This is a genomic window from Hymenobacter montanus, assembly GCF_014699115.1.
Taxonomy (GTDB): domain Bacteria; phylum Bacteroidota; class Bacteroidia; order Cytophagales; family Hymenobacteraceae; genus Hymenobacter; species Hymenobacter montanus.
This window is the reverse complement of sequence record NZ_JACXAD010000003.1, coordinates 242,124-268,717: the sequence shown is the minus strand read 5'-3', so window position 1 is coordinate 268,717 and position 26,594 is coordinate 242,124. Positions and strand designations below refer to the sequence as shown.

Here is a 26,594-nt window from a genome sequence, read left to right as displayed (position 1 = left end):
CTTTTTTGTGCTTGGGTTCGGGCGGGCAACCTTCGGCGCAGGCCGAGTATCTTTGTTTACCGGTCGCGTTTGGGCGGCCCTGCCGATTTCCTTTTAATGACTGATTTGACTTCTCCCTTTTCGCAAGTGCCCGCCGGGTTGCCGCGGCGCGCGTTTCTACGCGTGGCGGGGGCCTCGGCCGCTACGGCGGGGCTGGTGCTAGCCGGCTGCGGCAAAACCGACACCCCGCCCGTTGTTAATTCGAACATCCTTTACCTGGGCTCGACCAGCACGAGCGCAGCGGATGTGGACGCGGGCCTACTCAACTATTTCTTCTTGCTCAAGCAGCTCGAAGCGGCCTTCTATCAGAGAGTAGTTGATGCGCTGCCGACGGACTTACCACCAGCCGAAAGGGCTTTTTTCTCCGACCTGCGCGACCACGAGCTGGTACACCGCGAAACGCTACGCTACGCCCTGGGCAACAGAGCGTATGACGCCGCCGCAGCGCAACCCCTGCCTTTCGACTTCTCTAGCCTGACGCTGACTACGCGCGCCGGGGTCCTGGCCGCGGCTCAGCAGCTCGAAGATCTGGGCGTGGCCGCGTACGCCGGGGCGCTTCGCCTGGTGCGCACGCCCGACCTCGTAGCCTTAGTGGCCAAGATGTCGTCGGTCGAAGCCCGCCACGCGGCCCTCCTCCGCGACCTTCGCACTCCCGGCTCGTTTGCCGGCGACGACGTGGTGGTGAACGCCGGCGTGCTGCAAAGCGTAAGCTTGGCCAAAACGCCGGCGCAAGTGATTGCCGAAGCCAAAGCTTTTTTTCTGCCCATCGTGGTATCCACCGATTTGCTGCCTACGGCGTAAATTCTCTTCGCTAGTCCTCGCATGAATTTATTCTCGCTCCTCGACCAGCTTAGCGCCGTCGATGCTTCCCCGGATGCGGCCCCGCGCCGCCAGTTGCTACGCCAATTGGGGCGAGCCGGTGCTCGGGCAGCCGTAGCCGCCCTACCTATGGCCCTGGCTTTGCCGGCTCACGCTACTCCCACCGATACCTCACTCGACGGTATTCGGATCTTGCTTCAGCTCGAAGACTTGCTGGTGGCCTTTTATACCCAGGCCCTGGCCGCCCCGGCGCTCACCGCTTCGATTCCGACTGCCCAGCGACCCGACTTTGAGCGCCTGCTCATCCAGCAACAAAACCACGCCGGCTTCTGGCGCTCAGTTCTGAGCGCCGCGGGCATTACTCCGCCCCCCGTACGCCCGGCCAGCGGCTATGATTTCAGCGGCCGTAGGAGTAATCTGGCCAACCCGGAGCTTTTCCCCGGCGTGATGACCAACTACGACGCCTTCCTGCAGCTAGCCCAACAGCTCGAAGACGCCAGTGCCAGCATTTACCTGGGCCAGATCTCGGCTTTCACCAACGACAAGCAGCTGCTGGAGGCCACGCTCCGTCTGCAAATCGTGAAAGCCCGCCACGCCTCCCACGTGCGTACATTGCGCCGCACTACGGCGGCCGTTGCCAGTGCGGTGAAAAGCTGGCCCAGCAAGGTCGATCCGGCTCCGAGCCCGGCGATCGTAGTACCCAGCCCGGCCGGCGGTACCGCGGCCCCGGTGTCCATCTACTCTTTCGAAGCCAAAGAAACCCAGGTTGTGAGTGGCACCAACGAAGTGCCCTTCCTGGGCGTTCTTACGGGCCCCACGGCCGTGCAGTACTCGGCCTTATCGGAGGCGTTCGACGAGCCCTTACCTACCCGGCAAGCAACGGCCCTGCTTGAGATCTTCGGCTGACCCCATAATTTTTTTGTTATTATTAATATAAAAAGAGTGACCCAATTCGTAACTTTTGCGTATTGGGCCTAAAAGCTGGTTGGCAGTAGAATAATTACTTGCGCAGCGCTGCTTTAAAGTTGTATATTTATCCGACAGTGAGGGGCAAGCTCTCCGGCAAGTACTGCTCACCGTTCCCACCTATTTTATCACTTTCCTTAGTGCCTAACGCCATGCTGGACTATGTGAAAATTATCCTGCTGAAAGTCAGCTTCAGCAAAACGCTGTTCGAGAAAGAGCTCCGCAAGGCGCTCAAAGTATTGACGCCAACGGAAGTGCCCGATTTCCGCGACTGGTGCTACCAGCAGTTTGCGCGCATTTACCGCAGGGTGTTGAAACGCGTATTCGGCAGCCTTGAACTAGCTGGCAATTAGTTGACGGCGGTCAGCGCGTGTCGGGAAAGCCCGTTAGGGCAGCTCACTGTGGAGCTAGCACCCCTCGACGATGCGCGGCTAACTGGTTTCGCGTCGGTCACGCCGGCCTCACCTGAGGCTCGGCGGGCCTGACGCTAGGCCAAGCGAAAAGGTATACAGGTACGCGCCAAGGCTACTGGTCCTACCCGCACTGCCGCCAATGACTACCCTTCGGTGACAAATTTAATGTTTCGTTTCAGCCCCTCGTAGCCCGTGCGCTTCACGGCCGACTGGCGAAACAGCTCCGTGAATAATTCGTGGGTGATTTCGCGCCAGTCGCCGGGCGTCAGGTCTTTTAAGCCGGGGTGCGCCTGAAACTGGGGTTCATCGTGGGGCTTCGCGAAGCGGTTCCAAGGGCACACGTCCTGGCAGATGTCGCAGCCAAATACCCAATTGCCGAACTGCCCGGCCACCTCAACGGGAATCTGATCCTTGAGCTCGATGGTGAAGTAGCTGATGCACTTGCTGCCATCCACCACATACGGCTCGGTAATGGCTTGGGTGGGGCAAGCGTCGAGGCATTTGGTGCAGGTACCGCAGTAGTCCCGAATGGGGCCGTCGGCGGGCAGTTCCACGTCGACGATCAGCTCGGCAATGAAATAGAACGAGCCGGTGCCGGGCGTTATCAGGTTGGAATTCTTGCCTACCCAGCCCAGGCCGCTCTTTTTGGCCCAGGCCTTGTCCAGCACCGGGGCCGAGTCGACAAAACAGCGGCCGCTAATCTGGCCAATCTCGGCCTCCATGTCGGCCAGCAGGGTCCTGAGCTTGTCTTTGATGACAAAGTGGTAATCGCGGCCGTAGGCGTACTTACTGATTTTGAGGGTGTCGTCGGGCTGCTGGTCGGCCAGGGCGGGATAGTAATTCAGCAGCAGCGAAATCACCGACTTAGCACCGTCTACCAGCCGGCGCGGGTCCAGCCGCTTGTCGAAGTGGTTTTCCATGTAGCCCATGCGGCCGTTCATCCGGCGGGTGAGCCAGGTTTCGAGGCGGGGGGCCTCCTCCTCCAGAAACTCCGCTTTGGAAATGCCGCAGGCCATAAAGCCCAGCGCGGCCGCCCGGCGCTTAATGAAAGGAGCCCACTCAGATTGGGGAAGCATCGGCAAAGGAAAATAAAGCTGCGAAGAAACGAGAAACGCGCCGCTAAAGGCGGCGCGTTCCTTCGATGTAGCATTCGTAGCGCGGACTCTGCGAGTCCGCGTTTGGGCGGCTCCGGCTCGGACTCGCAAACCAAAGGATTGCGAAACCACATAGAAGACTGCGGCGCGGCCCCGGCGCGGACTCGCAGAGTCCGCGCTACGAACTTACTGGGTAATCTCAGCGAATAAGTCGCCGGAGTTGCCCCGCAGGTGCTGAGGTAACAGGCGGCCCAGGTGCTGGTAGGCGGCTTCGGTAGCCTCGCGGCCGCGCGAAGTGCGCTTAATGTAGCCTTCCTGAATGAGGAAGGGCTCATACACCTCTTCGATGGTTTCGCCTTCCTCGCCACAGGCCGTGGCGATGGTGCTGATGCCCACGGGGCCGCCCTTGAACTTGTCGATGATGGTGGTCAGGATGCGCTTGTCCATATCATCGAGGCCGCGGGCGTCCACGTCGAGCGCATTAAGCGCAAACTGGGCAATTTCGACCGTGATAGTGCCGTCGCCTTTGATCTGGGCAAAGTCGCGGGTGCGGCGCAGCAGGTTATTGGCAATGCGGGGAGTGCCGCGCGAGCGGCGGGCAATCTCATAAGCGGCGTCCTCGTGAATGGGCGTACCCAGAATCTCAGCCGAGCGCAGTACGATGGTAGTCAGCAGCTTGGAATCGTAGTACTCCAAACGGGCGGAGATGCCGAATCGGGCCCGCAACGGGGCGGTAAGCATCCCGGAACGGGTAGTGGCCCCCACCAGCGTGAAGGGCGACAGCGAAATCTGCACCGAGCGGGCGTTCGGGCCCGAATCGAGCATAATGTCGATGCGGTAATCTTCCATCGCCGAGTACAAGTACTCTTCCACCACGGGATTAAGGCGGTGGATTTCGTCAATGAAGAGCACATCGTGCGGCTCCAGGTTGGTAAGCAGCCCGGCCAGGTCGCTCGGCTTGTCGAGCACCGGCCCGGAGGTCATCTTGATACCCGCTCCCAGTTCGTTGGCGATGATGTGCGAGAGGGTGGTTTTGCCCAGGCCGGGAGGTCCGTGCAGCAGCACGTGGTCGAGGGCGTCGCCGCGCTGCTTGGCGGCAGCTACGAAGACCTTCAGGTTTTCCAGAATCTTTTCCTGGCCTGTAAAGTCCCCGAACGACAGCGGCCGCAGCGCCTTGTCGATGTCCTTGTCGGTGGCGTCGAAATGGTCGGTACCACCCGTGAGATAGGCTTCGCGCATGAGGGTTTTTGCTAAAATTATTGGTCGCTAATTGCTAACCGGATGAGAAACCACGGTACTGGCAAAAAAGCTCCTTCACGAACCAGAAATTACGCTTTTTATTCGTGCAGCAGCACCTCAATATCCAGATGCAGCCAGTCGGTCTCCCAGGATTTGTGGTTAAGGCGCGCGGAGAGGTTTTTGCCGGCATCGAGCAGGCGCGCGACGGTTTCGTTACGGCCCTCGGGGAGGTAGCCCAGCCAGACGTTCGCGGGGTCGGTGGCGGGGGCGGTGTGGACCTGCACGGCCCAGTCGTCGTAGTGGTTATCGGCCTCGCGGGTGAGCAGCAAAGCCTGGCCCACCTTGAGCTTGGGCTCGTACTTCTCCAGGTTGGGGCGGTGCGAAGTGCCGGCTACGAGGCACTCGAGCAGCACGAGGGGGTCGGAATCGGTGACGATTTTCATCATGGAGCCAAATTACGGCGCAAGTGTGGGTTTGATTTGGCTTAGTTACGAGGAAGTTTAGTTTGATATCCGGGATTCCCCGATTTTCAGAGCGAAAAACCCGTTGAAAATTTATCAACCAGCTTTTCCTGGCGGAACCCAGAGTTGTCGGGGCTAATGCTATAGACCGGACCGTATCCTTTCACCTTACGACGTATTTTTCTGTTCAGCCAAAGGTTATCTCGACCTACCGTTGAAGCCAGTTAATCCATCCCCAAATCGTTGGTAAAGCTGCTGCGCAGGCTGATTTCCGGGATGTCTACTCCCGACTGGTCGCTGGTCAGGCCAATCACGGCCTGCTCAACGTCGTACTGGCTGTGCAAGGGTGGGCGAAGGAGGACTTGGTAATTCAGTGCCACAGTCCAGTCCGTCAAATCCGCCAGTGTTCCGGTGGCCAGGGTGGGCTTGGGTGGTAGTTGGTCGCCACCGAAGAGCTTAGCCAGCCATTGAACTGCGGGGGCCGCTCCGGGGTAGCGAAGTTCGGGCAGCTGCAGCCTGCTGCTCGCCAGCAGCTGAGCGGCGTACTGGGCCTGCGCTCGCCGGTTAGGCAGCAGCTCAGCCAGCGGCACTTCATGGGCGGGACGTAGAGCTGGGAGAGCAGCTGCAAAGAGCTGCTGCAACTGCGCTGCCACGGCTTCCCGCGCCGTGGATTCCCGGCGGCCCAGTGTTCCAAGCTGTTGCCCCAACCACTCGGCTACGTCACCTACCGTACTTAGTTGCTCAGCTACAGCATCCGGTATTTCAAGGCTGAAATATTTCTCAAAGCTGACAACTAATTCTACCGTGTCCAGGCCCATAATGCTAGGTAAGAAAGGATAACGAACTCTCTGCGAGGCTAAGTTTAAGACGGGTTATGTAGATTCTGTCAGCCTTTGTTCAAGCTCAGATCCTGGCCTTACGCTCGCTACGGTAGGTAGCCGGAATCGGCTTTATTGACACACTTACGCACCTCTCAGGTTTTGCAGCAGCCTAGTGGCCTACTTAGAGTTGATTTGACGTATCTTGCAATATTTTCTAGTAAATGTGAAATTAGCCCGGTTAGGCCTAGCTACCCATGTGGGGCAGGCCTTTCGGCGGCACTAATGCAAGCTACCTCTTTACTATTTGAACAACTGTTTTCCAACTTCCTTATGAAGAAGATTTTCCTTCCCACTGCGTTGCTACTGGCCGTAGCCACCTCGTGGGCCTTTTACCCGAAGGCAACAGAGCCGACAGGCTACATGATGGTTATTGGCAGCGCCACTTTTGCCGGATTTACCAGCAAAGCCGAAGTGACGGTAGTGGACCCCACCGGCAAGGTTAGCGTGCAAGATGTAGACGCCCGCAATGGCTCCGCTAAGAAAGTTACTGAGTCCCTTACCATCCTGCATCAGGCAGAGTTAAAAAAACTCAATGAACTGAAGCAGCAAGGCTGGAAAATCGTGCAGACAACCTCCCAGACTATTTCACCGCCAGCGATGCTCACCACTACCTACGTGCTGGAGCAACAATAGCCTTGGGGGCGAACCTGGCAGGGCAACAAAAAGACCGTCTTACCTTCGTAAGACGGTCTTTTTATTGCTTTTGCATAGGCTGAAGCAGAAACTACTTGAACGCCTGAATACCCGTAATATCCGCCCCAGTAATCAGCAGGTGAATGTCGTGGGTGCCTTCGTAGGTAATCACCGATTCCAGGTTCATCATGTGGCGCATGATGGGGTACTCGCCCGTGATGCCCATGCCGCCGTGGATTTGCCGGGCTTCGCGGGCCACCTGCAAGGCCATGTCGACGGAGTTGCGCTTGGCCATGCTGATTTGAGCGCTGGTGGCCTTGCCTTCGTTCTTGAGCACGCCCAGGCGCCAGGCCATGAGCTGGGCCTTGGTGATTTCGGTAATCATCTCGGCCAGTTTCTTCTGCTGGAGCTGGTAGCTGGCAATGGGCTTGCCGAACTGCTCGCGCTGCAGCGAATACTTCAGGGCCGACTCGTAGCAGTCGATGGCCGCGCCAATAGCGCCCCAGGCAATGCCGAAACGAGCCGAATCGAGGCAGGACAGCGGGCCGCGCAGGCCTTCAATATTGGGCAGGATGTTCTCCTTAGGAATCTTCACGTCCTCGAACACCAGCTCGCCGGTAGTGCTGGCACGCAGGCTCCACTTGTTGTGAATTTCGGGGGCGCTGAAGCCTTCCATGCCGCGCTCCACGATAACGCCTTTGATGCGGCCTTGCTCATTTTTGGCCCACACCACGGCTACCTGGCACTCGGGCGAGTTCGAAATCCAGAGCTTGGCGCCGTTTAGCAGGTAATGGTCGCCCATATCCTTGATGTTAGTGGTCATGCCGCCGGGGTTCGAGCCGTGGTCGGGCTCGGTGAGGCCGAAGCAGCCCAGCCACTCGCCCGAGGCCAGCTTAGGCAGATACTTGCGGCGCTGCTCCTCGGATCCGTACTGGTAGATGGGGAACATCACCAGCGAGCCCTGCACCGAAGCCGTGGAGCGCATACCGGAATCGCCACGCTCGATTTCCTGCATGATGAGGCCGTAGCTGATGTAGTCGAGTCCCCCGCCCCCATACTCCTGCGGTATGGTGGGGCCGAACGCGCCCACGTCGCCAAACTTCCGCACAATTTCGCTGGGGAAATGCGCATCCTGGGCCCACTTTTCAATGTTGGGCGAGATTTCCTTTTTCACGAAGTCGCGGATGCTTTGGCGAATGAGCAGGTGCTCTTCCGTCAGCAGGCCGTCGAGGTCGAAGTAGTCGGTGAAGCCATTGGCGTTGGTGCTGCCCTTTCGGGCCGGATGCGCTTTAGATTCGGGGGAAAGAACGTCGGCTTGGGAGGACATGGGTGGGGTAATGAGGTGAGATAAGTGGAATATGAATGCAAAGGTAACAGCCTGAGCGAGGGTGCAGTTTAGCCGCCGCTATATCAAAGGTTGAGTTTAGGGCGGAGGTTTCCGCTTGGCTGGACTACTTCCCGCAAGCCATCCGCAACACCAAGCACCCCATAGGATGATACTACATGCCTGGGCTGTGATAGGGAATTCCGCTCAGATAAACCGTGGGCTGGCGTGTAGTATATCCAACTGCGTGAGGGGTTTCATGGTGCTGCTAGTTACTGGGCTACCCCATCAACCCCGTTTGGCTAGTCGTGGCGCTACCACATGAGATGAAGTAGAGCGAGGCACTGCTTAAAAAATCGTAGCTCTGCTCCTGTCTTGCGCAACACGATGCTTGGCGTTCTGCTGAAAGTCAAGTAATTTAGGGACGTCAGTCAGCGCAACGTCAGGCCAGGGGCCTGCGTTGTATGATTCGCCCCGCTTTAGCCGCTTTTGCTATGTTTAGCCTTGTCTACGCCGTTATTTTCTGTGCCTTTTTCTTGTTCATGCTGGTAATCCCGCGCCGGCGGCGGGCCCTCCCCCCTCCCCCGCCGCCTGATAGCGACGACGACGGCGGCGAGCCGCACGACCCCGGCCTGCCCGACCTGGACTTGCCCCCCGGCATTTCGCGGCCCATCAACGACTGGGAACCGGAGTACAACAGGCGTCGGGTTGGGGTGTGAAGTGCAAAACTCACGGCTGCCTGGCAGTGTAAGCAGCGGCCACAACCAAGCATGGCAGCGCCACGTGGGCGGTCAGCCCTACCCAATTTCGATCGTGTAGGCAGTCGAGAATACCTGTCCGGGCTCAAGCGTCAGAATGCCTTCTTTTTCGCGCAGCTCGGTAGGCCCGCCAACTGAACTGGCGATGCCGTGCCAGGGCTCCACGCACACGAAGCCCGCGCCGGGCCCTTTGGTCCAGAGACCGAGGTAGGGAAACCCATCGAACTGAAACCGGGCGAAGCGCGCCGACTTGCGCGAGCGAAGCGTAAGCCGAGTGAAATCGTAGTGCTTAAAAACCAGGGCATCGTCGGCGAACAAGTCGTAGCGGAGCGGCAACTCACGGGCCTGGCTCAGTACCGGGGCGGTTTGGCCCGTGAGCAGGCCGCCTTGCAGCAGGTGGCGCTCCAGCGTGACGGGATGGTCGAACTCCAGGAAATAATCTTCGAACATTTCCCCCGGCAGCAGGGGGCAACGTACGGCTGGGTGCGCCCCAATGCTAAACAGCAGCGCCTGGTCAGGGGCCGGGTTGCGCACGTCCCAGCGCACAGTGAGCACGGCATCGCGCAACGTGTAGGTAATGGTTAACTCAAAGGCAAAGGGGAAGACGGCGCAGGTGGCCGCGTCGTTTTGCAGGCGAAACACGAGCTCCGTACCGGTGTGTCGAAGCACGGTAAATACCTGGTCGCGGGCGAAGCCGTGCTGGGGCAGTTTGTACTCCTGGCCTTCGTAGTAATAAGAGTCGTTGGGCAGGCGCCCCACCACCGGGAACAAAACGGGGGCATGGCGGGCCCACACGCTGGGGTCGGCCGACCAGAGGTACTCGAGGCCGCTGGCCGAGGCCACCAGGCTGGTAAGCTCGGCGCCGTGGGCGGCAAAAGTGGCGCGGCAGCTGGGGGTGTGCAGCGTGTAGAGAGCGGAGGAAGCAGGCATGGAGGTTTGTTAAGGGGCGGGACAGCGCGTGGTGGAGCTCAACAGTTCATCTACCAAGAAGCAGGCTTGTGCAAAGCGCTGCTCCGCACTGCCGGAAACTTCCGCAAAGATTAAACCTCCGCAGCTCGTGCCTACAACGAGCGCACCCATTTTAATTAGCCCATTAGTATTCTTTAATTGCATAGGAATAGTAGCCCAACTGCTAAGCGAATAAGTTAATGGCCAAAGATTTATTGACCCTGCCTGATGATTTGCCTGTTCCATTGGACGATGGCCTATGTAGCCATCTGGCTGGAACAGATGTAGGTGAGTGCCTCCTACCGGCGACAAACGGTCAACTGATTGACATTAGCCAGTCCTCGACACCGCGCACCGTCGTGTTTGCCTATCCACGCACCGGCCGCCCAGGCGAGTCCTCGCCGGGGGGTGATGATTTCTGGAACGCTATTCCTGGCGCCCGTGGATGCACCCCTGAAGTATGTCGGTTTCGCGACATACACGCCGAGTTGGAGCAGGAAGGCGCCACTGTTTACGGGTTAAGCCTGCAATCGACTGCTTATCAAAAAGAGATGACTGAGCGGCTACATGTACCGTTTGCCATCTTGAGCGATGAAGGCTTGCAGCTCACCCGAGCTCTGCGTTTGCCCACCTTTACCGTTGACGGACTACTATTACTACGTCGCTTCACACTGGTGTTAGAAGGACCTCGCATCCGCCATGTTTTTTACCCGGTTTTCCCTACAACAACCCACGCCGACGAGGTATTGGAATGGTTGCGGGCTCATCCGCTGAGCGAGAGCACGCGACAGAAATAGATGTAGGGCCAATGGTCGCTTGTCGGCCAAAGTTCAATCCCAGACCCTAGGCCAGCTCTAAACGGACTACGACGGGCCATGAGGCTGCTTGGAATAGAGCGAGGGATAGAGCACAACCGAGCCAGTTATGAGGCCACACGTCATGCACCATGTGTACGGGATTCAGGAGCGAAGCCGGGGCGAGTCGGGGAGTTAACCGGCAGCACCCACGCGCTTGAGCACTGAGGGCCTGAGCGGGCCGGGCGTGGCCAACTTGGGTAAGTTGCGGGGTGAAAAGGCGCACTTAAACGTCTTCCTGGCCCGTCTCAACTGGCCCCGCCAAGACTGGATTAGCAAGACGGGAGTAATTCAGGGCAGTTGCGTTTTCAACTCACGTCGCCACTGCCAGTAGCCGTAAGCCGCCAGCCCCAGAAACACGGCGTAAAGGGCGCTGGTCAGGTGCAGGTCGCGGTGCCAGTACATGCCCACGTAGGCCACGTCGACCCCCATCCACAGCAGCCAGTTTTCGAGGTTGCGGCGCGATAGCAACGCCTGAGCCACCAAACTGATGGCCGTGGTGGTGCTATCCCAATACGGCAGCGCCGCGTTGGTATAGCGGTGGAGTAAGAAGCCCGCCCCCACCGCATACAGCACTCCCGCCGCGGCCAGCCCCACGGCCACCCGCCGGGGCGTGCGCGTGATGGGCAGGGCGGGCGCATCGGGCGCGGCGGCCCCTCGCAACCATTTCAGCCACCCGTACACCAGCAAGACGATGAAGGCCAGCTGCAAGCCGGCATCCGAGTACAAGCGGGCTTGCCCGAACACCACCAGATAAAGCCCCCCGTTAAGGATGCCCACCGGGAAATTCCAAATGGAGTTGCGGGCCGCTAGCCACACGCAAGCTACTCCCGTGACCACCCCCGCCACTTCCAGCGGGTTGGCCGCCTGGGCAGCCGCCCAGCCAGCGGCCAGGAAATTGGGAAGAGCAAGCGTAATAAGCACGAGCGGAGGGGAAAAGTGCAAGGTAGAACGCGACAGCGTACTTTTGCTGGTCTACGCCAAGCAATGGAAAGCCCTCCTCTCGAAATCAGCCCCGAAGACCTGTACCGCCGCCTCCAGGCCGGCGACGACCTCCAGCTGGTCGACGTGCGCGAGCCGGAGGAGTACGAGTACTGCCACCTGCCCGGCAGCCTGCTGCTCTCCCTGGACGAAGTGCCGCGCCGGGCCGCTGAGGTTCGCGCTGAAGGCCCGGTAGTGCTTATCTGCCATCACGGGGTGCGCTCCGCTCAAGCCCTGGGCTACCTGCGCCACCGCCTGGGCCGGGCCAACGTGTTAAACCTGCAGGGTGGCTTGGCGGCCTGGGCTGCCCGGGTCGACCCCAGCTTCCCGCGCTACTAACACCATAACATCAATATCATGGTGGTGCCTTCGTGCCGCCACGACACCACGCCGAGGCCGGCACTGAGCCCGAACGAAGACCTCTAGCCATAGTGCGACATACTTTGTTAAGGAAAGAGCACTCCTTCGCTTATGCCTGACTCTCTCTCTGCTGCCTCCGCCCTAAATGCTCCCACCCTGGCCCAGCGCCTGGCCATACGCGAGCGGCCGGCCGGTACGCCCCTGCTGCACCAGGAGTGGGGCGACTTGCTGTTTATGCACTGGCCGGTGCCGGCGGCCGTGCTGCAACCGTATCTGCCCCCGCGGCTTCAGGTCGACACCTATGATGGCCAAGCGTGGCTGGGCGTGGTGCCGTTTCGCATGTCGAAGGTGCGCACCCGCTTTAGCCCGCCAGTACCGGGTACCAGTGAATTCCTGGAGTTGAACGTGCGCACCTACGTGCACCTCGACGGCGTACCGGGCGTATGGTTTTTTTCGCTCGATGCCACCAATGCCCTGGCGGTATGGGTAGGCCGCACGATTTTCAACCTGGCCTACCTGCGCGCCGACATGCACCTGGAAAGCCCCACTGGCCATCAGCACCAGTTCAGCGCGCGGCGCACTCACTCCGGGGCTCCCGCCGCCAGCTTCCGCGCCACCTGGCAGGTGGGCCCGCCCCTGCCGCCCGCCGAGCCCGACTCGCTGGCCTTTTTCCTGACCGAGCGCTACTGCCTATACACCAGCAACCGGGCTCAAACCAAGCTCTACCGGGGACGCGTGGCCCACGAGCCCTGGCCCCTGGCCACGGCTCAGGTACTGCACTACGAGTCGTCGCTGATCGAGAGTCAGGGCCTGCCCACGCCCGCGGGCAGCCCGGTGTTACACGCCGGGGGGCCCGTGCGCGTGGAGCTGTGGCCCATGCGGCGGGTGTAATTTTGAGTAGTGAATCCTGCCTTCGCCCTGCCGCCCCTGCCCGACCTGCCCATTCTCGCGGCCCTGCCCGACCTGCGGGCAGCCCTGACCGCGCACAGCCGCGTGGTGCTGGAGGCCCCGCCCGGCGCGGGTAAAACCACCGTGGTGCCCCTGGAGCTACTGGCCGCGCCGTGGCGCCGCCCAGCCGATAAAATCCTGGTGCTGGAGCCGCGCCAACTGGCCGTGCGGGGTGCCGCCGCCCGCTTGGCCCAGCTCCTGGGCGAGCCGGTGGGCCGCACCATCGGCTACCGCGTGCGGCTGGATAGCAAGGTCTCGCGCGAGACACGCGTCGAAGTCATTACCGAAGGCATTCTGACCCGCCTGATTCAGGATGACCCGGCGCTGGAAGGCGTGGCGGCCGTGGTGTTCGACGAGTTCCACGAGCGCAGCCTGAACGCCGACCTGGGGCTGGCCCTGACCCTGGACGCCCAGGCCGTGTTGCGGCCCGAGCTGCGCATTCTGATTATGAGCGCCACGCTCGAAGCCCAGCGCCTGGGCCAGTGGCTGCCCGCGCCGGTAGTATCGTCGGCCGGTTTTTTATTTCCCATCGATACGCACTACCTCGACCCGCGCCGGGCCTCGGCCTTGCCCAACAAGCCCAACGAGCGGCTGGCTGAACTGGTACCCACCCACGTGCGCGCCGCCTTGCAGGCCCAGGCCGAAGGCGACATCCTGGTATTTCTGCCCGGGTTGGGCGACTTGCAGCGCAACGCCCGCCAACTCACCGACTCCCTGCCGACCAACGTCGACTTGCACCTGCTCCACGGGGAGCTGCCGCTCGAAGCGCAGGATGCCGCCCTGCGCCCCGCCCGCGCCGGGCGCCGCAAGGTTATTCTCGCTACCAGCATTGCCGAAACCAGCCTCACCATCGAAGGCGTGCGGGTGGTGATTGACGGGGGCTTCGCGCGGGTGCCGCGCTTCGTGCCGCGTACCGGCTTTACGACCCTCGAAACGGTGCCGGTGGCCCGCGCCGCCGCCGACCAGCGTCGCGGACGCGCCGGCCGCTTGGCCCCCGGCACCTGCTACCGCCTCTGGACCGAGGCCGAACACCACCAGCTCCCTGCCCATCGCCCACCCGAAATTCAAACTGCCGACCTGAGTGGCCTGGTGCTAGAGCTTGCCCTGTGGGGCACCGCCGACCCTAGCAGCCTGCGCTGGCTGGACCTGCCGCCTACGGCCGCCTTCGCCCAGGCTCAGGAGCTGCTCTTACGATTAGGAGCCGTAGCAGTAAGTAGAAATGAGCAAGTAATCGCCACGACGTTGACGGATGACGTGGGGGTGGACCAAGCCATTTCTACTATCCCCCTTTCACTTTCTACTGCTGCCAAGCCGACTGCTCATGGCCGCCAGTTGGCAGCTCTGGGACTGCCGCCCCGGTTAGGCCACCTCGTGGTACGGGGCCAGGAGTTGGGCCACGGCGCCGCCGCGACCAGCTTAGCAGCCTTGTTAGCCGAGCGCGACCTGCTGCGTTGGTCTGCGCCGACCGATACGCGGCCGGTGCCGCCCGACTTACGACTACGCCTCGAAGCCCTGGCCAGCGGCCGGCCGCCGCTGCCCGGCCTGGCCTTACACCACGCCACGCTGCAGCGCGTGCGCGACGTAGCCCGCAACCTAATCGGCCGCCTGGGCTTACCTGCTCATTCCCCGGTTTCCTCATTCGCTTATTCTCCGGTGGGGCTGCTTACCGCTCTGGCCTACCCCGACCGGCTGGCCCAGCGCGAAACCTCAGACCGCCTGCGGCTCGTCACGGGCCAGCGGGTTAGTTTGAATGTGGCCGAGGTGGACCCGCAGGCGGAGTTTTTCGCGGTGGCTCACCTGGCCGGCACGGCCTCGGCGCCACGCGCTACGCTGGTCGCGCCGCTGGGGCAGGACGAGCTGGAGCTGGCCTTTGCCGACCAGATTACCAATACCGACGAAGTTCGCTACGACCCGGTGGCCCAACGCGTGACCGGCCGCCGGGCGCGGCGCCTGGGCGCCTTGCTACTCGCCGAAACGGTTATCGGCCAACCCGACTCGGCCCTGGTAGCGCGGGCCCTGCTTGCTTATCTACGGGAAGCCGGGTTAGCCAAGCTGAACTGGACGCCCGCGGCCCGCCAGCTCCAGCAGCGGCTGGAGTTCCTTCGCCACCAGCAGCCGGCGGGCTCCCGGGAGCTGACCACCGGTTCAGGTGGTGAACAGCTCCTAATAGAGACCTGGCCGGCGTTCGACGACGAGACCTTAACCCAGGAATTAACCGACTGGCTTGGTCCGCACCTGACCGGCTTAAAGTCGCTGACCGACGTGCAGCGCCTCGACCTGACTGAGCCACTGCTCGCCCGCCTACCCGGGGGCTGGAACCAGCGCCAGACCCTTGACCGGCTGGCGCCGGCCACGCTGGAAGTGCCGAGCGGCTCGCACATCACCCTCGACTATAGCGATCCTGCCGCCCCGGTGCTAGCCGTAAAGCTGCAAGAGCTGTTCGGCCTGACGGAAACCCCAACCGTGGCCGGCGGACGCGTGCCGCTGCTGTTGCATCTGCTCTCGCCCGGCGGCCGGCCGGCCCAGGTCACCCGCGACTTGCGCAGCTTCTGGGAGCGTGGCTACTTTGAGGTGCGCAAAGAGCTGAAAGGCCGCTACCCCAAGCATCCCTGGCCCGATAAGCCCATGGAGCACATTCCCACCAAGCTGACCAAGAAGCGCCTCGGCCAATGAGTCAGCGCGGTTTTTGGTCTCCGCTGCCAGACTCCCCGCGGGCTTCGCGCATCAAGTAAATTCAAGTCGTACCCAGTAAGGCCAGCCCTACCAAGTAGGGCCCCGGAACGAGCACAGGAGGGTGCACCAGCTAGGCTCGATACTCTGATTTGAGCACCACTCTGGGTTATCAGCGCATAAGTGGCTTCCGTTTGTAGCTCCCCCACCCAACCGAAGTCAACCCGGTAATTCGCCGCCGGGCCCACCAGCGTCGCGGCCTCGGGCGGGCGAGTAGTGGCGATGCAGCCAGCGGCTCAGGCCGCTGAGGCCCGGTAGCAGGACGCGCTCGGTGATGTTGGCCTGGTCGAGCTTGTCGCGCACCTCCCACTTCAGCCCGGCCGGAATGATGACGCGGAAATACAGCTCGGGGCGGTCCGCCAGCCAGTCGTGCAACACGCTGGTGGAGGTACTCATCAGCGAAAACAAGGCGTACTGGTGCACGATGCGGGCATCAAGGCTGGGCGGCTCCAGGAATAACACGTAGGGGTCGGTCTGCAGCTCTTCGAGTTCGCCCAGGCTGCTGCTCAGCGGTTCCAGCAGCTCGGAGGTGAAAACGTTGGAGCCCTCCTGTTCCAGCGCGTGGCGCAGGCGCTGGGGCAGGTGCTCGGCCGCCTTCACGTAGTTGAGCGCCCAAATAATTCCGTCTTCGTGGTAGGCGTCGAGGTCGTCGGTGGCGAAGTGCAGGGCTACGTAGGGCGAATACGACCAGTCGAGCAGGCGCGTGGGCAGGCCGTGGTGCTGAGCCAAGGCCAGCCAGTCCCAGGTGCTGCCGGCCTGCACGGGCTGGGTGGCATCGCGGGCGTATTTCCGAAAATTACGCAGCAAGTGATGCTCTAGCTCGTGGTACTCGCCCCCCAGGCGCTGTAGGCTGGTGTCGAGCAGATAATGACGCGAGCGGGCACCGCGGTACACGAACGGGGAACGAAACCGGCCAATCCGGGCATCCCACGTATCTTGAAACAGCAATTTTTGCAGGTGTTCCCAGGAGGTGGCTTCGCAGTCGTTAGCAGAAAGGGGCATGGGGCGAAGATACGCGAGGCCGGCAGCCCTGGTTAGGTCGAGCTTGGGAGCCAGAGCGGGCCAGCAGCCAGCGGGCGGCCGGGGGCGCCGCCCGCTGGCGCCAGGCTTGGTTTACTCGCCCGCCGGAAAATCAGCGGCTTCCCCCATCTCGGCGTACTGCTCCAGCTCTTTGCTCAGGGCGGCGAATTTCTCGCGGGCGCCCTTCACGGCGGCTTTGCCCAGGGGCAGGTGCAAGGGCGGCTTGGCCAGCTGCACCACCTCGTACATGGCGTGGGCGGCCCGGACGGGGTCGCCGGGCTGGCGGCCGCTGTAGCCCTGAATAGCGCGGATGTTCTCGCCCACCGTGGATTGGTAGTCGTCGATTTTAGTGTTGGCAATGGTAGCCGACTCGCCCGCCCACTTCGTGCGGAAGCCGCTCGGCTCGACGTTGGTTACGTGAATGCCCAGCGGTGCCAGCTGCAGCGCCAAGCTTTCGCCGATGCCTTCGAGGGCAAACTTGGAGGCATTGTAGATGCCCACTCCGGGGAAGGCCCGCAACCCGCCGATGCTGGTGATATTGAGAATGTGGCCCGCCCGCCGCTCGCGCAGGTGCGGCAGCACGGCCCGCAGCACGTGCAGCGCCCCGAATACGTTTACGTCGAACTGCCGCTGGACTTCCTCGGCCGGTACTTCTTCGATGCTGCCCATTGAGCCGTAGCCCGCGTTGTTTACCACCACGTCGAGGTGGCCAAAATGGGCAATGGCGGCGGCCACCGCCGTCTTCACCTGCGGCTCATTGGTTACGTCGCACACCACGCCGAAGGTGCGGCCCGGCTGTTGAGCCGTGAACGCGTCGGCTTGCTCGGGCTTGCGGAACGTGGCCGCCACGCAGCCGCCTTTTTCGAGAATGTGCGTAGCCAGGGCTTCGCCAAAGCCGGACGAGGCCCCGGTAATGAACCAGGTTTGGAAAGTGGAATCAGGCATAATGTAGATCAGAGAAACGAATGGTAGCTGCTAAGACGGTTTGCACCCCGGAATTGTTTGTAAAAATCAGCAACCCGCTTTTTCACCCGCTGCCCGGGGCCCTGGAAGCCACGCCACTCCGAGTTGCGCCGCCAAAATCAGCCCGCCGGCTCGCTCCTTCAACTGGGCATTGGAGCTTAACCAACTCCTCGCTGTACCTTTGCCTGGCAAAAGGCCCCAACCCCCAACCCCTTTTGCTATGGCGGATTCCGCACCAACCAAAATTGCCTTCGAGGCCCTGACCTACGACGACGTATTGCTGCTCCCAGCGTACTCCGAGGTTCTGCCCCGGGACTGCGACACCGGCACCCGCCTCACCCCCAACATTCGGCTGCAAACCCCGCTCATTTCGGCCGCGATGGATACGGTTACGGAGTCTGACATGGCCATTGCCCTGGCGCAAGAGGGGGGGCTTGGCATCATCCATAAGAACATGTCGGTTCGGGCGCAGGCCGACCAGGTTCGCCGCGTCAAACGCAGCGAGTCGGCGCTGATTCAGGACCCCTTCACCCTGCCGCCAACGGCCACGCTGGGCGACGCCCGCCAGCTGATGCGCAAGCACGGCATCGGCGGCATTCCCATCATCTCCGATGACCGCCGCCTGGAGGGCATCCTGACCAACCGGGATTTGCGCTTCGAGAAAGACCTCAGCCAGCCCGTCACCACGGTCATGGTTCCGTTGGCTCGCCTCGTTACGGCACCCGCCGGCATCGACCAGGCCGAAGCCGAGCAGTTGCTCCAGGATAGCAAGGTGGACAAGCTGCCTCTGGTCGACAGCGCAGGTCGCTTGGCTGGCCTCATGACCTACAAAGACATTCGCAAGCGCCGCCGGGCGCCCCACGCCAGCAAAGACCGCCAGGGCCGGCTGCGGGTGGGCGCGGCCGTCGGCGTTACGCCCGACCTGCTCCAGCGCGTGGCCGCCCTGGTGGAGGCTGGCGTCGACCTGGTGAGCCTCGACACGGCCCACGGCCACTCCAAAGGCGTGATAGACGCCGTGCGGGCCATCAAAGCCGCCTACCCTACCCTCGATGTAATGGCGGGCAACGTGGCTACCGCCGTCGGAGCCAGGGCCCTGGCTGATGCCGGCGCCGACTGCGTGAAGGTGGGCGTCGGGCCCGGGTCCATCTGCACCACCCGCATCATTGCCGGCATTGGGGTGCCCCAGCTTTCTGCCGTGCTCGAAGCAGCCCGCGGCCTGGCCGGCACCGGCGTGTCGCTCGTGGCTGACGGCGGCATTAAGTTTTCGGGGGATATCGTGAAGGCTCTGGCCGGTGGCGCGGCGGCCGTAATGGTGGGCTCGCTGCTGGCCGGCACCGAGGAAGCCCCCGGCGAGCTAATCATCTACGAAGGCCGCAAGTATAAATCCTACCGCGGCATGGGCTCGGTGGAAGCCATGGAAGATGGCAGCAAGGACCGGTACTTCCAGGATGCCGAAGACGATGCGAAAAAGCTGGTGCCGGAGGGCATCGTGGGTCGGGTGCCGTTCAAAGGCAATGTATCGGAGGTGATTTACCAGCTAGCCGGTGGCCTGCGCGCCGGAATGGGCTACGTGGGCGCAGCCAACATGGAGGCCCTGCAAGCCGCCCAGTTTGTCCGCATCACCGGCGCCGGCCTGCGCGAGTCGCACCCCCACGACGTGCAAATCACCCGCGAAGCCCCCAATTACTCCAGCCGCTAAGCTGGAAGTTTAGCCCTTGGCGCGGGCGGTGCAAGCTCACCCCCAGCCCCTCTCCTCAGGAGAGGGGCTGGGGGTGAGCTTGCACCGCCCGCGCCATTGTATAAGTGGCCGATTGTATCTTGCATGCCGTTGAGCGTCGATAAAGACGCGGCGGGCTGGTACACTTGTGTTTTTCCTTGTTTTGTTTGTGCCCCAACGCTTCCTTTCTCTCCTGCTGCCGCTTAGCCTGCTTAGTTGGGTTGCGTTATTGCTTAGTGCGCTTAGTCATTCCGGAGCCGACCCGTGGCTAGGCCGCTGGCCGGAATGGGCCACCCAGCTAACGCAAGGTATTTTTGTACTCTCCATTTTCCTGCACTACCGCTACCAGCCTTCGCCCTTGCAGGGCCAGGCATTTGTGCGGCTGCTGCGGCGCCTGGTAGTGGGCCCGGGCCTGCTGGCCCTGGGGTGCGTAGGCCTGCACCTGTTCGAACGACTGGCGAAAGACCAACCCATTTTCAGCGGCAACGGTCTTTTTTTCACCAGCATTTACACGCTTAACCTGGGCTTGTTCGTCATCTTCCTGGCTCGCACCAACTATGCCTGGCGGGCCCTGGTGCTGTTTCGCTCCTCGACCCGACTGCAGCGCGAATGGACGCTGTTTGAGATTCTGCTGGGCGCCACGCTGCTGTTCCGCTTGGTGGGCGTCAACCCGCCCAATTACCTCGGCATTCCGATAGTAGTCACCCTGGGCCTGTACGGCGTTTACCTTAGCGGCCACCAGAAGTGGGTTGCCTATCTCAGCCAGCGCGACAAGTGGCGCGCCGCGCTGCTGCAGGCCGTTTTGCTGTTCGGCGTACTGGTATTTGTGCAGTACTTCCGCCTCACCCAGTACGACCCGCAGCTCATCGCGCCCGAGGCGCAATATGCCTTTCTGCTGCTCACGGCTTTTTTCTCGGCTTTTTACGCCTTGATGGGCTTGTTGGTAACCTTCTTCAACATGCCCATTGCTGACATCATCGAGCAGCGGCGCAACGAAATCCTGCGCTTGCAGCGCCTTACCCAAATCATCCAGCGCGGGCAGACCTCGGCTGAGGTTTACCACATTCTGCTGGAGTCGGCCGTGCAAACCGTGCAGGCCGAGGCGGCCTGGCTCGACCTGGAGCCGGGCCAGGCGCGGCTCGACGCGGCGGCGTCGACCTTCTACCACAACCTGCTGCCCACCCAAGCCGATGCCCTGCGCGAGCAACTGAAAGGCCACGAGCTGCCCGCCGGCAAGTTCATCACCAATGGCCTCAACATCCGCTTGGGGGTGGAGGGCGGCACGCCGCGCGTGTTTCGGTCCTTGCTGCAGCTGCCCTTGCGCGGCCTGCACTACACCTACGGCATGCTGCACCTGCTGAAAGTTGACCCGCATACCTTCGACCGCGAAGACCTCAACATTCTGCAAACCTTTACCAGCCAGGCGGTGCTGAGCATCGAGAACCTGGAGCTGGTGCGGACTTCCCTCGAAAACCAGCGGACCCAGGAGGAGCTGAAAATTGCCTCTCAGGTCCAGAACAGCCTCATTCCTAAGAACCTGCCCACCGATAACTGGTTCGACATCAGCTCGCACTCGTTGGCGGCGAAGGAAGTTGGCGGCGACTTCTATGACTTTCTGCACTTGCCCGGCCGCCGCCTCGCCGTAATCATCGGCGATGTAAGCGGCAAGGGCGTAACGGCGGCCTTCCATATGGCCCAGATGAAAGGCATCTTCCACTCGCTGATGCAGGAAAATCCGCTGGCCAAAACCGAGCGCGACAAGTTTCCGGTGCCCAGCCGCTTTATGGCCCAGGCCAACGCGGCGCTGGTTCACTGCCTCGAAAAGTCTTCCTTCATCACCTCTTCACTCTATATTATTGACTACGAGCAGGGAGGCTTTGTGTTTGCACGCGCCGGCCACTGCCACACCTTGTACTACCACGCCATGCGCGAGGAGGTCTTTTATTTCGAATCAACCGGCCTGGGCCTGGGCATTATTCGGAACGAAACCTACGAAAAGCACATCAAAAACCAGTTCTACGACTACAGCCCCGGCGACGTGATGGTGATTTATACCGACGGCATCGTCGAAGCCCGGGGCGACGGCGGCGCCGAATACGGCGAGGACCGGCTTAAGCAACGCCTGGAAGAGTGCTATTATCTTGCGGCTGATGAGATTAAATCTTTTATCCTGAACGACCTCAACGCGTTTACCAAAGGCTACCCCATCCACGATGACCAGACCCTGCTGGTCATTAAATTCAAATCGGCCCAACCCCCGCCGTTAGCCTGACGTATCGCCCTCACTATGAAAGTGACTGCTCAACCCTCCGCCGATATTCTCACCCTCCTGCTGGACGGTGAGTTAGATGCCAGCTCCGCTATCGTGCTTGATACCGAGCTGGCTAAACCCGATATTTTGAATTACCGCAAGGTGCTGGTCGACTGCGCCAAGCTCAGCTATATTTCTTCGGCTGGCCTGGGTGTTTTCATCTCCCACCTCCAGCGGTTTCAGGATGCCCACGTGAAGCTGGTGTTCTTCAACATGCAGGAAAAAGTGTTCAACGTGTTCGAAATCCTGGGCCTGGATGCCTTAATGACCATCGTGCCCAGTGCCACTGAAGCCGAAGCAGTTTAAGCCATGAAATTACTTACTTGATGTACTTGACGCGCGGAAGCACCAGACCCGGTGGAAGCCCCCCGGCTCTGGTCCTGCCGGTTAATATATTTAATATATTCGCTCCCGGAAAGCGCGTCATTGCCCCACGTAAGCAGCAAGTTACCACCATGAAGTCGGCCCTTCGCATTGCTTGTTCACGCAGCCACCTCCAGCAGGTGCGTGACTTCGTGCGGACCTACCTCAACAGCCGGCAACTGCCTGAAATTACCATCAACCAAGTAGTGCTGGCGGTTGATGAGGTGGTGGCCAACTTTATTATTCACGCCAACGGCGAGGATGAAAGCCAGTTCCTCGACCTTGAGCTAACCTTCGAAAACCACGATTTAAACGTGGAAATTGCTGACCACGGCAACACCATTTTTTTACCCCCACCCCACCAGAGCCCCAACTTGCACGACTACATCCGCCAGGGCCGGAAGGGGGGCATGGGCATGACGCTGGTAAACCGGCTCATGGACCGGGTGGTGTTCTTTACCCGTGGCAACCACACCGTGTGCCATTTGAGCAAGCACCTCAACTAGCGGCACCTAAGATCCGGCCGCGCACTTTCCGGTTTTCTTAGCCTCATGGCCCGCCCATTTGCTACGGCTGGCGTACCGGGCTATAGTGCCTCTTAGCAGCGGTAGTCCGGCTTCGCTTTGTTACCGCGTACTGCGCATTTCAAGCCCGAAACTGCCGCTTAGGGTTTGTTTGCCAGTGCTAAAAACTTACTTGCGCAATTACCTACGGAAATTACTTAATTTCGCACCGGTAATCTTCTGCCCGCTTGGCTGGTTTCTTCCGGCTTAGCGTTTTTGTCTCCTACGTTTTACTTATGTACAAACGCATTCTGTACGCCGGTGTGGCCGTCGTTGCCCTGCTGGGTGGTTGTCAGACCTCTAAACCAGCCGCTACGGCTTCTACTGCGCCCGCGCCCGCTGTCGCAACCCTGGGTTCTTACCCGGTACCAGCTAATGAGTTTGCCTACGTGTACCGCAAGAACAATAGCTCGGCCCCTGACTATGGCACCCGCCAAAGCGTAACCGACTACCTGGACCTGTACACCAACTTCCGCCTCAAGGTGCTCGAAGCGGAACAAAAAGGCCTCGATACCACCCAGGCCTTCAGGCGCGAGCTGGACGGCTACCGCCAGCAGCTTTCGCAGCCCTACCTGACGGAGAAAAGCGTGACCGACAAGCTGGTGCGTGAGGCCTACGACCGGATGAGCGAGGAAGTCAACGCCTCGCACCTGCTCATTCGCGTGGCCCCCGATGCCGCCCCGCAGGACACGTTGGCCGCGTATAAAAAGATTTCCGATCTCCGGCAGCAACTACTGAGCGGGGCTGATTTTGCGCAATTGGCCCGCACCCAGAGCGACGACCCTTCCGCCAAGGAAAATGCCGGGAAGCTCGGCTATTTCACGGCCATGCAGATGGTGTATCCCTTCGAGTCGGCCGCGTACAAGACCCCGGTGGGGCAGGTATCCGCCCCGATTCGGACCCGATTCGGCTACCACCTCATCAAAGTCAACGACAAGCGGCCGGCCCAGGGTGAAATCAAGGTGGCCCACCTGATGGTTCGCGTGAATGCCAAAGCGGCTAAGGCCGATTCGCTCGTGGCCAAGAAGAAAATCGACGAGCTGTACAGCCGCTTGAAAAAGGGCGAGAACTGGGACAAGCTCGTGGCCCAGTTCTCGGAAGACGCGGGCTCGGCCGTCAACGGTGGCGAGCTACCGCCCTTCGGCACGGGCCGGATGATTCCCTCGTTCGAAGAAGCCGCCTTCAAGCTGCAGAAGCCCGGCGAGATTGCCCCCCCCGTGCAAACCCCCTACGGCTGGCACGTCATTAAGCTGCTGGAGCGCCAGCCCCTCGCCAAATTTGCCGATATGGAGGCTACGCTGAAAAGCAAAGTATCCAAAGACTCCCGCTCGGAGCTGAACAAGGCTGCATTCCTGAAGCGCATTTGGCAGGAAGACCAACTGGTGGAAGTACCCACCGTGAAAGCCTACGTCCTCAGCAAGGCCGACACTGCCCTGGTTGCCGGGCGGTTTAAGTACACTGCTCCGGCGGCCCCGGCCAAACCCAGCAAAACGCCCACCGACTATTCGGCGCTGTTCACCATCAAAAGCAAGCCGTACCTGGTGAAGGACTTTCTGGCCTTCGTGCAGCAAAACCAGCGCGCCCGGGCCGGGGCCCAGCCATTATTCATTATGCAGCAGCTCTACGACCAGTACGTGGAGCAGTCGCTAATCGACTTCGAGAAGAACAGCCTCGAAAACAAGTACGAGGACTACCGCATGCTGGTAAAAGAGTACCGCGACGGCATCCTGCTCTTCCAGTTGATGGACGAAAAGGTGTGGAGCAAAGCCATTGAGGACTCCGTGGGGCTGAAGAAGTACTTCGCCGAAAACCAGGCCAAGTATCAGTGGGACCAGCGCGTGCAGGGTTCGGTGGTAAGCGCCGCCACGGCGGCCTTGCGCGACCAGGTTCAGCAGTTTTACGGCAAGGACGCGTCGCTGCCGGTAACGAAAGGCATTCCGGCCAGCGTCGGCTTCCGGCCCCGGACGGCCACCCTGACTCCCGCCAGCACCACGGCGCTGGACAAGCTCGCCAGCCAAATGCAGACCGACACGGCCCTGACGGTTGTTTTAAGCGGTAGCGCAAAGGCGGGGGCCTCCGCGGCCCTGGTCAACCAGCGCAACGCCCGCGTTCGGACGTACTTAACCGGCAAAGGAGTTAAGCCCAGCCACGTTGTGGTTGCCAGCACGGCCGCCGCCCGCCCGGCCGGGGCCAGCTCGCCCGATGCCCTCTCCCTGCGCGCTTACACCCGCGACCCTGCCGCTATTGAGCAGCACTTTAACGCTAAAAATCCACTGTCGGTGCAAATCACCCAGCGCACGTTCCAGAAAGGCGACAACAAGGTGGTTGATGAATTTACCAGCAAGGGACCCGGCACCTACAAAGTGGAGAAAGATGGTCGCTATTACACTATCACCATCGATAAAGTGCTGCCTGCTGGTCCGAAGACCCTGGCTGAGGCGCGGGGTCAGGCCACTTCTGACTACCAGACCTACCTGGAAAAAGAATGGATTTCCCAGATGCGGGCCCAGCGGCCAATAAAAATCAACGAGGCCGAGCTCAACAAGCTCGTCACCAAGTAAACCCAGGCTAGCCGAGAAGTAACGAGCCGGCAAACAGGAAGGATTATCCGTTGAGAAATTCTTCGTGTTTGCCGGCTCATTCTTTCTTTATCCGCTCCCTGCAACCTTCCGGGGCCGCTCCTGCTCCTTGCTTTTGGCTGCCAACGGATTTATCGTGAAATTTGTGGGTTGGTTTGCGTGTTAGGCAACCACGACCCGAGCCCCGGCAGCTGCCGGCCGGCTTTACATACCTACTCTATGCTTTTCAAAGTGAATTGTGCCGCGGCGTCAGCCTTGCTTACGCTGCTGTTACTGCTGGGATTTGCCCCGGCTTCCCGGGCCCAATTGGGCATTAGCCGGCCCAAAGGGCAGCAACTGCTGGACGGCATCGTGGTGAAAGTAGACAACCAGATCGTACTGCAGTCCGACGTGGAACTCATCTACGCCCAGGAAGCCGCCCGGGCCGAGGGCAAGGCCCTGCCCCCGAATTTGAAGTGCAAAATTCTGCAGAGCCTGGTGCTCAACAAGCTGATGCTGGCCCGCGCCGAAGTCGACTCGGTAACCGTGACCGATGCCCAGGTGAATAACGAAGTCGACCGGCGCATGGCCTACTTCATCCAGCAGATTGGCTCGGAGAAACGGCTGGAAGAGCAGTACAACAAGCCCATCAAGTCGCTGAAAGAAGACCTGCGGCCCCAGATCAAAGACCAGCTCATTCAGCAGAAAATGCAGGAGACCATCACCGGCAAGGTGGCGGTGACGCCGCGCGAAGTGGCACACTACTTTAGCAAAGTGCCCAAGGACAGCCTGCCCTACTTCAGCACCGAAGTTGAGGTGGGCCAGATTATCATCCCGGCTCAGGTAAACGAACAGGTCAAGCAGGCCGCTATTGCCAAGCTGAACGACATCCGGGGGCAGGTGCTGGCCGGGGCCGACTTCGCCACGCTGGCCAAGCAGTACTCCCAGGATCCGGGCTCGGCCAAAGAGGGCGGCTACCTCGGGTTTTTCAAACGGGGCGAGCTAGTGCCGGAGTACGAAGCCGCTTCCATGAAGCTGGAGCCGGGCCAGCTCTCGCCAGTGGTGCAGTCGCAGTTCGGCTTCCACCTCATCCAGTTTATCGAGCGTAAGGGCAACACGTATTCCACGCGCCACATCCTGCTCAAGCCCGAAGCGGGCAAAGCCGACGCCAGCGAGGCCGCGAAACTCCTGACCAAGCTGCGCCGCCAGATTCTGTCCGACAGCATCACCTTCGCCAAAGCAGCTAAGGACCATTCGACCGATAAAACCAGCAGTGTCAACGGTGGCCTGCTGCAGAATCGCGCCGACGGCGGCACCCGCCTGCCTCTGGACAAGCTCGACCCGGCCATCTTCTTCACCATCGACACCATGAAGGTGGGCCACATTACCCCCCCCATGCCCTACCGTACCGACGATGGCAAAGAGGCCATGCGCATCCTGTGGCTGAAGTCGAACACCCCGCCCCACCAGGCTAACCTTGAGCAGGATTACCAGAAAATTGCCGCCGCGGCCCTCAACGAAAAAAGAAACAAGGCGCTCGACGAGTGGTTTCTCAAGAACCGCGGTACCGTATACCTGGAAATCGCCCCCGAGTATGCCCAGTGCAAGGTGCTGGATGTAGCCGAGGGAAGATAAACTTCATGCCTGTTCC

Annotated in this window: 24 protein-coding genes; 15 read left to right on the top strand and 9 right to left on the bottom strand. The window is 60.9% G+C overall.

Going from position 1 to position 26,594, the window contains the following annotated elements; all coding sequences use genetic code 11:
* Nucleotides 1-105: 105 nt before the first annotated feature.
* From IC235_RS04175 to IC235_RS04165, 3 genes are all read left to right on the top strand, one after another.
* On the top strand, nucleotides 106-840 hold the full coding sequence (locus tag IC235_RS04175; RefSeq protein WP_191003913.1) for a ferritin-like domain-containing protein: 735 nt from the start codon (nucleotides 106-108) through the stop codon (nucleotides 838-840).
* A gap of 21 nt (nucleotides 841-861) precedes the next feature.
* Nucleotides 862-1,764 (top strand): ferritin-like domain-containing protein, encoded by a 903-nt coding sequence (locus IC235_RS04170; protein ID WP_191003912.1) that lies wholly within the window; start codon nucleotides 862-864, stop codon nucleotides 1,762-1,764.
* Between the two features lie 200 nt (nucleotides 1,765-1,964).
* Nucleotides 1,965-2,177, top strand: coding sequence for a hypothetical protein (locus IC235_RS04165; protein WP_394355240.1), 213 nt, complete (start codon nucleotides 1,965-1,967; stop codon nucleotides 2,175-2,177).
* A gap of 203 nt (nucleotides 2,178-2,380) precedes the next feature.
* On the opposite strand, the gene queG is transcribed toward IC235_RS04165, so the two are convergent.
* The 4 genes from queG to IC235_RS04145 form a co-directional block, all read right to left on the bottom strand.
* Nucleotides 2,381-3,313 (bottom strand): tRNA epoxyqueuosine(34) reductase QueG, encoded by a 933-nt coding sequence (queG, locus tag IC235_RS04160; RefSeq protein ID WP_191003911.1) that lies wholly within the window; start codon nucleotides 3,311-3,313, stop codon nucleotides 2,381-2,383.
* A 204-nt stretch (nucleotides 3,314-3,517) separates the two neighbouring features.
* Complete coding sequence (gene ruvB, locus IC235_RS04155) at nucleotides 3,518-4,570, bottom strand: Holliday junction branch migration DNA helicase RuvB (RefSeq protein ID WP_191003910.1); 1,053 nt, start codon at nucleotides 4,568-4,570, stop codon at nucleotides 3,518-3,520.
* 98 nt (nucleotides 4,571-4,668) lie between these two features.
* The gene (locus IC235_RS04150) at nucleotides 4,669-5,016 is read right to left on the bottom strand and encodes an HIRAN domain-containing protein (protein ID WP_191003909.1); all 348 of its coding nucleotides are present in this window, start codon (nucleotides 5,014-5,016) and stop codon (nucleotides 4,669-4,671) included.
* A 239-nt stretch (nucleotides 5,017-5,255) separates the two neighbouring features.
* The gene (locus IC235_RS04145; RefSeq protein ID WP_191003908.1) at nucleotides 5,256-5,849 is read right to left on the bottom strand and encodes an acyl carrier protein; all 594 of its coding nucleotides are present in this window, start codon (nucleotides 5,847-5,849) and stop codon (nucleotides 5,256-5,258) included.
* Between the two features lie 333 nt (nucleotides 5,850-6,182).
* On the opposite strand from IC235_RS04145, the gene IC235_RS04140 reads away from it, so the two are divergent.
* On the top strand, nucleotides 6,183-6,545 hold the full coding sequence (locus IC235_RS04140) for a hypothetical protein (RefSeq protein WP_191003907.1): 363 nt from the start codon (nucleotides 6,183-6,185) through the stop codon (nucleotides 6,543-6,545).
* 91 nt (nucleotides 6,546-6,636) lie between these two features.
* On the opposite strand, the gene IC235_RS04135 is transcribed toward IC235_RS04140, so the two are convergent.
* Nucleotides 6,637-7,872 (bottom strand): acyl-CoA dehydrogenase family protein, encoded by a 1,236-nt coding sequence (locus IC235_RS04135; protein ID WP_223847069.1) that lies wholly within the window; start codon nucleotides 7,870-7,872, stop codon nucleotides 6,637-6,639.
* Between the two features lie 491 nt (nucleotides 7,873-8,363).
* Here IC235_RS04135 and IC235_RS04130 point away from each other — a divergent pair, with 491 nt between their 5' ends.
* On the top strand, nucleotides 8,364-8,588 hold the full coding sequence (locus IC235_RS04130) for a hypothetical protein (RefSeq protein ID WP_191003962.1): 225 nt from the start codon (nucleotides 8,364-8,366) through the stop codon (nucleotides 8,586-8,588).
* A gap of 78 nt (nucleotides 8,589-8,666) precedes the next feature.
* Here the strand turns inward: IC235_RS04130 and IC235_RS04125 are convergent, their stop codons facing one another.
* On the bottom strand, nucleotides 8,667-9,557 hold the full coding sequence (locus tag IC235_RS04125; RefSeq protein WP_191003906.1) for an aldose 1-epimerase family protein: 891 nt from the start codon (nucleotides 9,555-9,557) through the stop codon (nucleotides 8,667-8,669).
* A gap of 218 nt (nucleotides 9,558-9,775) precedes the next feature.
* Between IC235_RS04125 and IC235_RS04120 the strand changes: the two genes are divergently transcribed.
* Nucleotides 9,776-10,372 carry a peroxiredoxin gene (locus IC235_RS04120; RefSeq protein WP_191003905.1) on the top strand — a complete coding sequence of 199 codons (597 nt, stop codon included), beginning with the start codon at nucleotides 9,776-9,778 and terminating at the stop codon, nucleotides 10,370-10,372.
* Nucleotides 10,373-10,720: 348 nt separating this feature from the next.
* Here the strand turns inward: IC235_RS04120 and pnuC are convergent, their stop codons facing one another.
* The gene (pnuC, locus tag IC235_RS04115) at nucleotides 10,721-11,353 is read right to left on the bottom strand and encodes a nicotinamide riboside transporter PnuC (protein WP_191003904.1); all 633 of its coding nucleotides are present in this window, start codon (nucleotides 11,351-11,353) and stop codon (nucleotides 10,721-10,723) included.
* 63 nt (nucleotides 11,354-11,416) lie between these two features.
* Between pnuC and IC235_RS04110 the strand changes: the two genes are divergently transcribed.
* The 3 genes from IC235_RS04110 (at nucleotide 11,417) to hrpB (ending at nucleotide 15,391) form a co-directional block, all read left to right on the top strand.
* Complete coding sequence (locus tag IC235_RS04110; protein WP_191003903.1) at nucleotides 11,417-11,749, top strand: rhodanese-like domain-containing protein; 333 nt, start codon at nucleotides 11,417-11,419, stop codon at nucleotides 11,747-11,749.
* Nucleotides 11,750-11,881: 132 nt separating this feature from the next.
* Nucleotides 11,882-12,661, top strand: a complete 780-nt coding sequence (locus IC235_RS04105; protein ID WP_191003902.1) for a YqjF family protein — start codon at nucleotides 11,882-11,884, stop codon at nucleotides 12,659-12,661.
* A 9-nt stretch (nucleotides 12,662-12,670) separates the two neighbouring features.
* Nucleotides 12,671-15,391, top strand: a complete 2,721-nt coding sequence (gene hrpB / locus IC235_RS04100; protein ID WP_317173530.1) for an ATP-dependent helicase HrpB — start codon at nucleotides 12,671-12,673, stop codon at nucleotides 15,389-15,391.
* Nucleotides 15,392-15,607: 216 nt separating this feature from the next.
* Here hrpB and IC235_RS04095 read toward each other — a convergent pair whose 3' ends face one another.
* Together IC235_RS04095 and IC235_RS04090 are read right to left on the bottom strand one after the other, a co-directional pair.
* The gene (locus IC235_RS04095) at nucleotides 15,608-16,450 is read right to left on the bottom strand and encodes an FRG domain-containing protein (protein ID WP_191003901.1); all 843 of its coding nucleotides are present in this window, start codon (nucleotides 16,448-16,450) and stop codon (nucleotides 15,608-15,610) included.
* A gap of 111 nt (nucleotides 16,451-16,561) precedes the next feature.
* Complete coding sequence (locus IC235_RS04090; protein ID WP_191003900.1) at nucleotides 16,562-17,413, bottom strand: oxidoreductase; 852 nt, start codon at nucleotides 17,411-17,413, stop codon at nucleotides 16,562-16,564.
* A gap of 238 nt (nucleotides 17,414-17,651) precedes the next feature.
* Between IC235_RS04090 and guaB the strand changes: the two genes are divergently transcribed.
* The 6 genes from guaB (at nucleotide 17,652) to IC235_RS04060 (ending at nucleotide 26,578) form a co-directional block, all read left to right on the top strand.
* Entirely contained in the window at nucleotides 17,652-19,130 is a 1,479-nt protein-coding gene (gene guaB / locus IC235_RS04085) for an IMP dehydrogenase (RefSeq protein ID WP_191003899.1), read from the top strand.
* Nucleotides 19,131-19,317: 187 nt separating this feature from the next.
* Nucleotides 19,318-21,420 carry a PP2C family protein-serine/threonine phosphatase gene (locus IC235_RS22555; RefSeq protein ID WP_191003898.1) on the top strand — a complete coding sequence of 701 codons (2,103 nt, stop codon included), beginning with the start codon at nucleotides 19,318-19,320 and terminating at the stop codon, nucleotides 21,418-21,420.
* Nucleotides 21,421-21,435: 15 nt separating this feature from the next.
* Nucleotides 21,436-21,765 (top strand): STAS domain-containing protein, encoded by a 330-nt coding sequence (locus IC235_RS04075; RefSeq protein WP_191003897.1) that lies wholly within the window; start codon nucleotides 21,436-21,438, stop codon nucleotides 21,763-21,765.
* 149 nt (nucleotides 21,766-21,914) lie between these two features.
* A complete protein-coding gene (locus IC235_RS04070; RefSeq protein WP_191003896.1) occupies nucleotides 21,915-22,328 on the top strand; it encodes an ATP-binding protein in 414 nt (137 codons plus the stop codon).
* A gap of 293 nt (nucleotides 22,329-22,621) precedes the next feature.
* On the top strand, nucleotides 22,622-24,946 hold the full coding sequence (locus IC235_RS04065) for a peptidylprolyl isomerase (RefSeq protein ID WP_191003895.1): 2,325 nt from the start codon (nucleotides 22,622-22,624) through the stop codon (nucleotides 24,944-24,946).
* Nucleotides 24,947-25,183: 237 nt separating this feature from the next.
* Nucleotides 25,184-26,578 carry a peptidylprolyl isomerase gene (locus tag IC235_RS04060; protein ID WP_191003894.1) on the top strand — a complete coding sequence of 465 codons (1,395 nt, stop codon included), beginning with the start codon at nucleotides 25,184-25,186 and terminating at the stop codon, nucleotides 26,576-26,578.
* The last annotated feature ends 16 nt before the right edge of the window (nucleotides 26,579-26,594 follow it).

What these genes read in the sequence shown, in the direction of transcription:
- IC235_RS04170 (WP_191003912.1), top strand. Translation starts at nt 862, where the DNA reads ATGAATTTATTCTCGCTCCTCGACCAGCTTAGCGCCGTCGATGCTTCC.
- queG (WP_191003911.1), bottom strand. Translation starts at nt 3,313, where the DNA reads ATGCTTCCCCAATCTGAGTGGGCTCCTTTCATTAAGCGCCGGGCGGCC.
- ruvB (WP_191003910.1), bottom strand. Translation starts at nt 4,570, where the DNA reads ATGCGCGAAGCCTATCTCACGGGTGGTACCGACCATTTCGACGCCACC.
- IC235_RS04150 (WP_191003909.1), bottom strand. Translation starts at nt 5,016, where the DNA reads ATGATGAAAATCGTCACCGATTCCGACCCCCTCGTGCTGCTCGAGTGC.
- IC235_RS04145 (WP_191003908.1), bottom strand. Translation starts at nt 5,849, where the DNA reads ATGGGCCTGGACACGGTAGAATTAGTTGTCAGCTTTGAGAAATATTTC.
- IC235_RS04140 (WP_191003907.1), top strand. Translation starts at nt 6,183, where the DNA reads ATGAAGAAGATTTTCCTTCCCACTGCGTTGCTACTGGCCGTAGCCACC.
- IC235_RS04135 (WP_223847069.1), bottom strand. Translation starts at nt 7,872, where the DNA reads ATGTCCTCCCAAGCCGACGTTCTTTCCCCCGAATCTAAAGCGCATCCG.
- IC235_RS04130 (WP_191003962.1), top strand. Translation starts at nt 8,364, where the DNA reads ATGTTTAGCCTTGTCTACGCCGTTATTTTCTGTGCCTTTTTCTTGTTC.
- IC235_RS04125 (WP_191003906.1), bottom strand. Translation starts at nt 9,557, where the DNA reads ATGCCTGCTTCCTCCGCTCTCTACACGCTGCACACCCCCAGCTGCCGC.
- IC235_RS04120 (WP_191003905.1), top strand. Translation starts at nt 9,776, where the DNA reads ATGGCCAAAGATTTATTGACCCTGCCTGATGATTTGCCTGTTCCATTG.
- IC235_RS04110 (WP_191003903.1), top strand. Translation starts at nt 11,417, where the DNA reads ATGGAAAGCCCTCCTCTCGAAATCAGCCCCGAAGACCTGTACCGCCGC.
- IC235_RS04105 (WP_191003902.1), top strand. Translation starts at nt 11,882, where the DNA reads ATGCCTGACTCTCTCTCTGCTGCCTCCGCCCTAAATGCTCCCACCCTG.
- IC235_RS04095 (WP_191003901.1), bottom strand. Translation starts at nt 16,450, where the DNA reads ATGCCCCTTTCTGCTAACGACTGCGAAGCCACCTCCTGGGAACACCTG.
- IC235_RS04090 (WP_191003900.1), bottom strand. Translation starts at nt 17,413, where the DNA reads ATGCCTGATTCCACTTTCCAAACCTGGTTCATTACCGGGGCCTCGTCC.
- guaB (WP_191003899.1), top strand. Translation starts at nt 17,652, where the DNA reads ATGGCGGATTCCGCACCAACCAAAATTGCCTTCGAGGCCCTGACCTAC.
- IC235_RS04075 (WP_191003897.1), top strand. Translation starts at nt 21,436, where the DNA reads ATGAAAGTGACTGCTCAACCCTCCGCCGATATTCTCACCCTCCTGCTG.
- IC235_RS04070 (WP_191003896.1), top strand. Translation starts at nt 21,915, where the DNA reads ATGAAGTCGGCCCTTCGCATTGCTTGTTCACGCAGCCACCTCCAGCAG.
- IC235_RS04065 (WP_191003895.1), top strand. Translation starts at nt 22,622, where the DNA reads ATGTACAAACGCATTCTGTACGCCGGTGTGGCCGTCGTTGCCCTGCTG.
- IC235_RS04060 (WP_191003894.1), top strand. Translation starts at nt 25,184, where the DNA reads ATGCTTTTCAAAGTGAATTGTGCCGCGGCGTCAGCCTTGCTTACGCTG.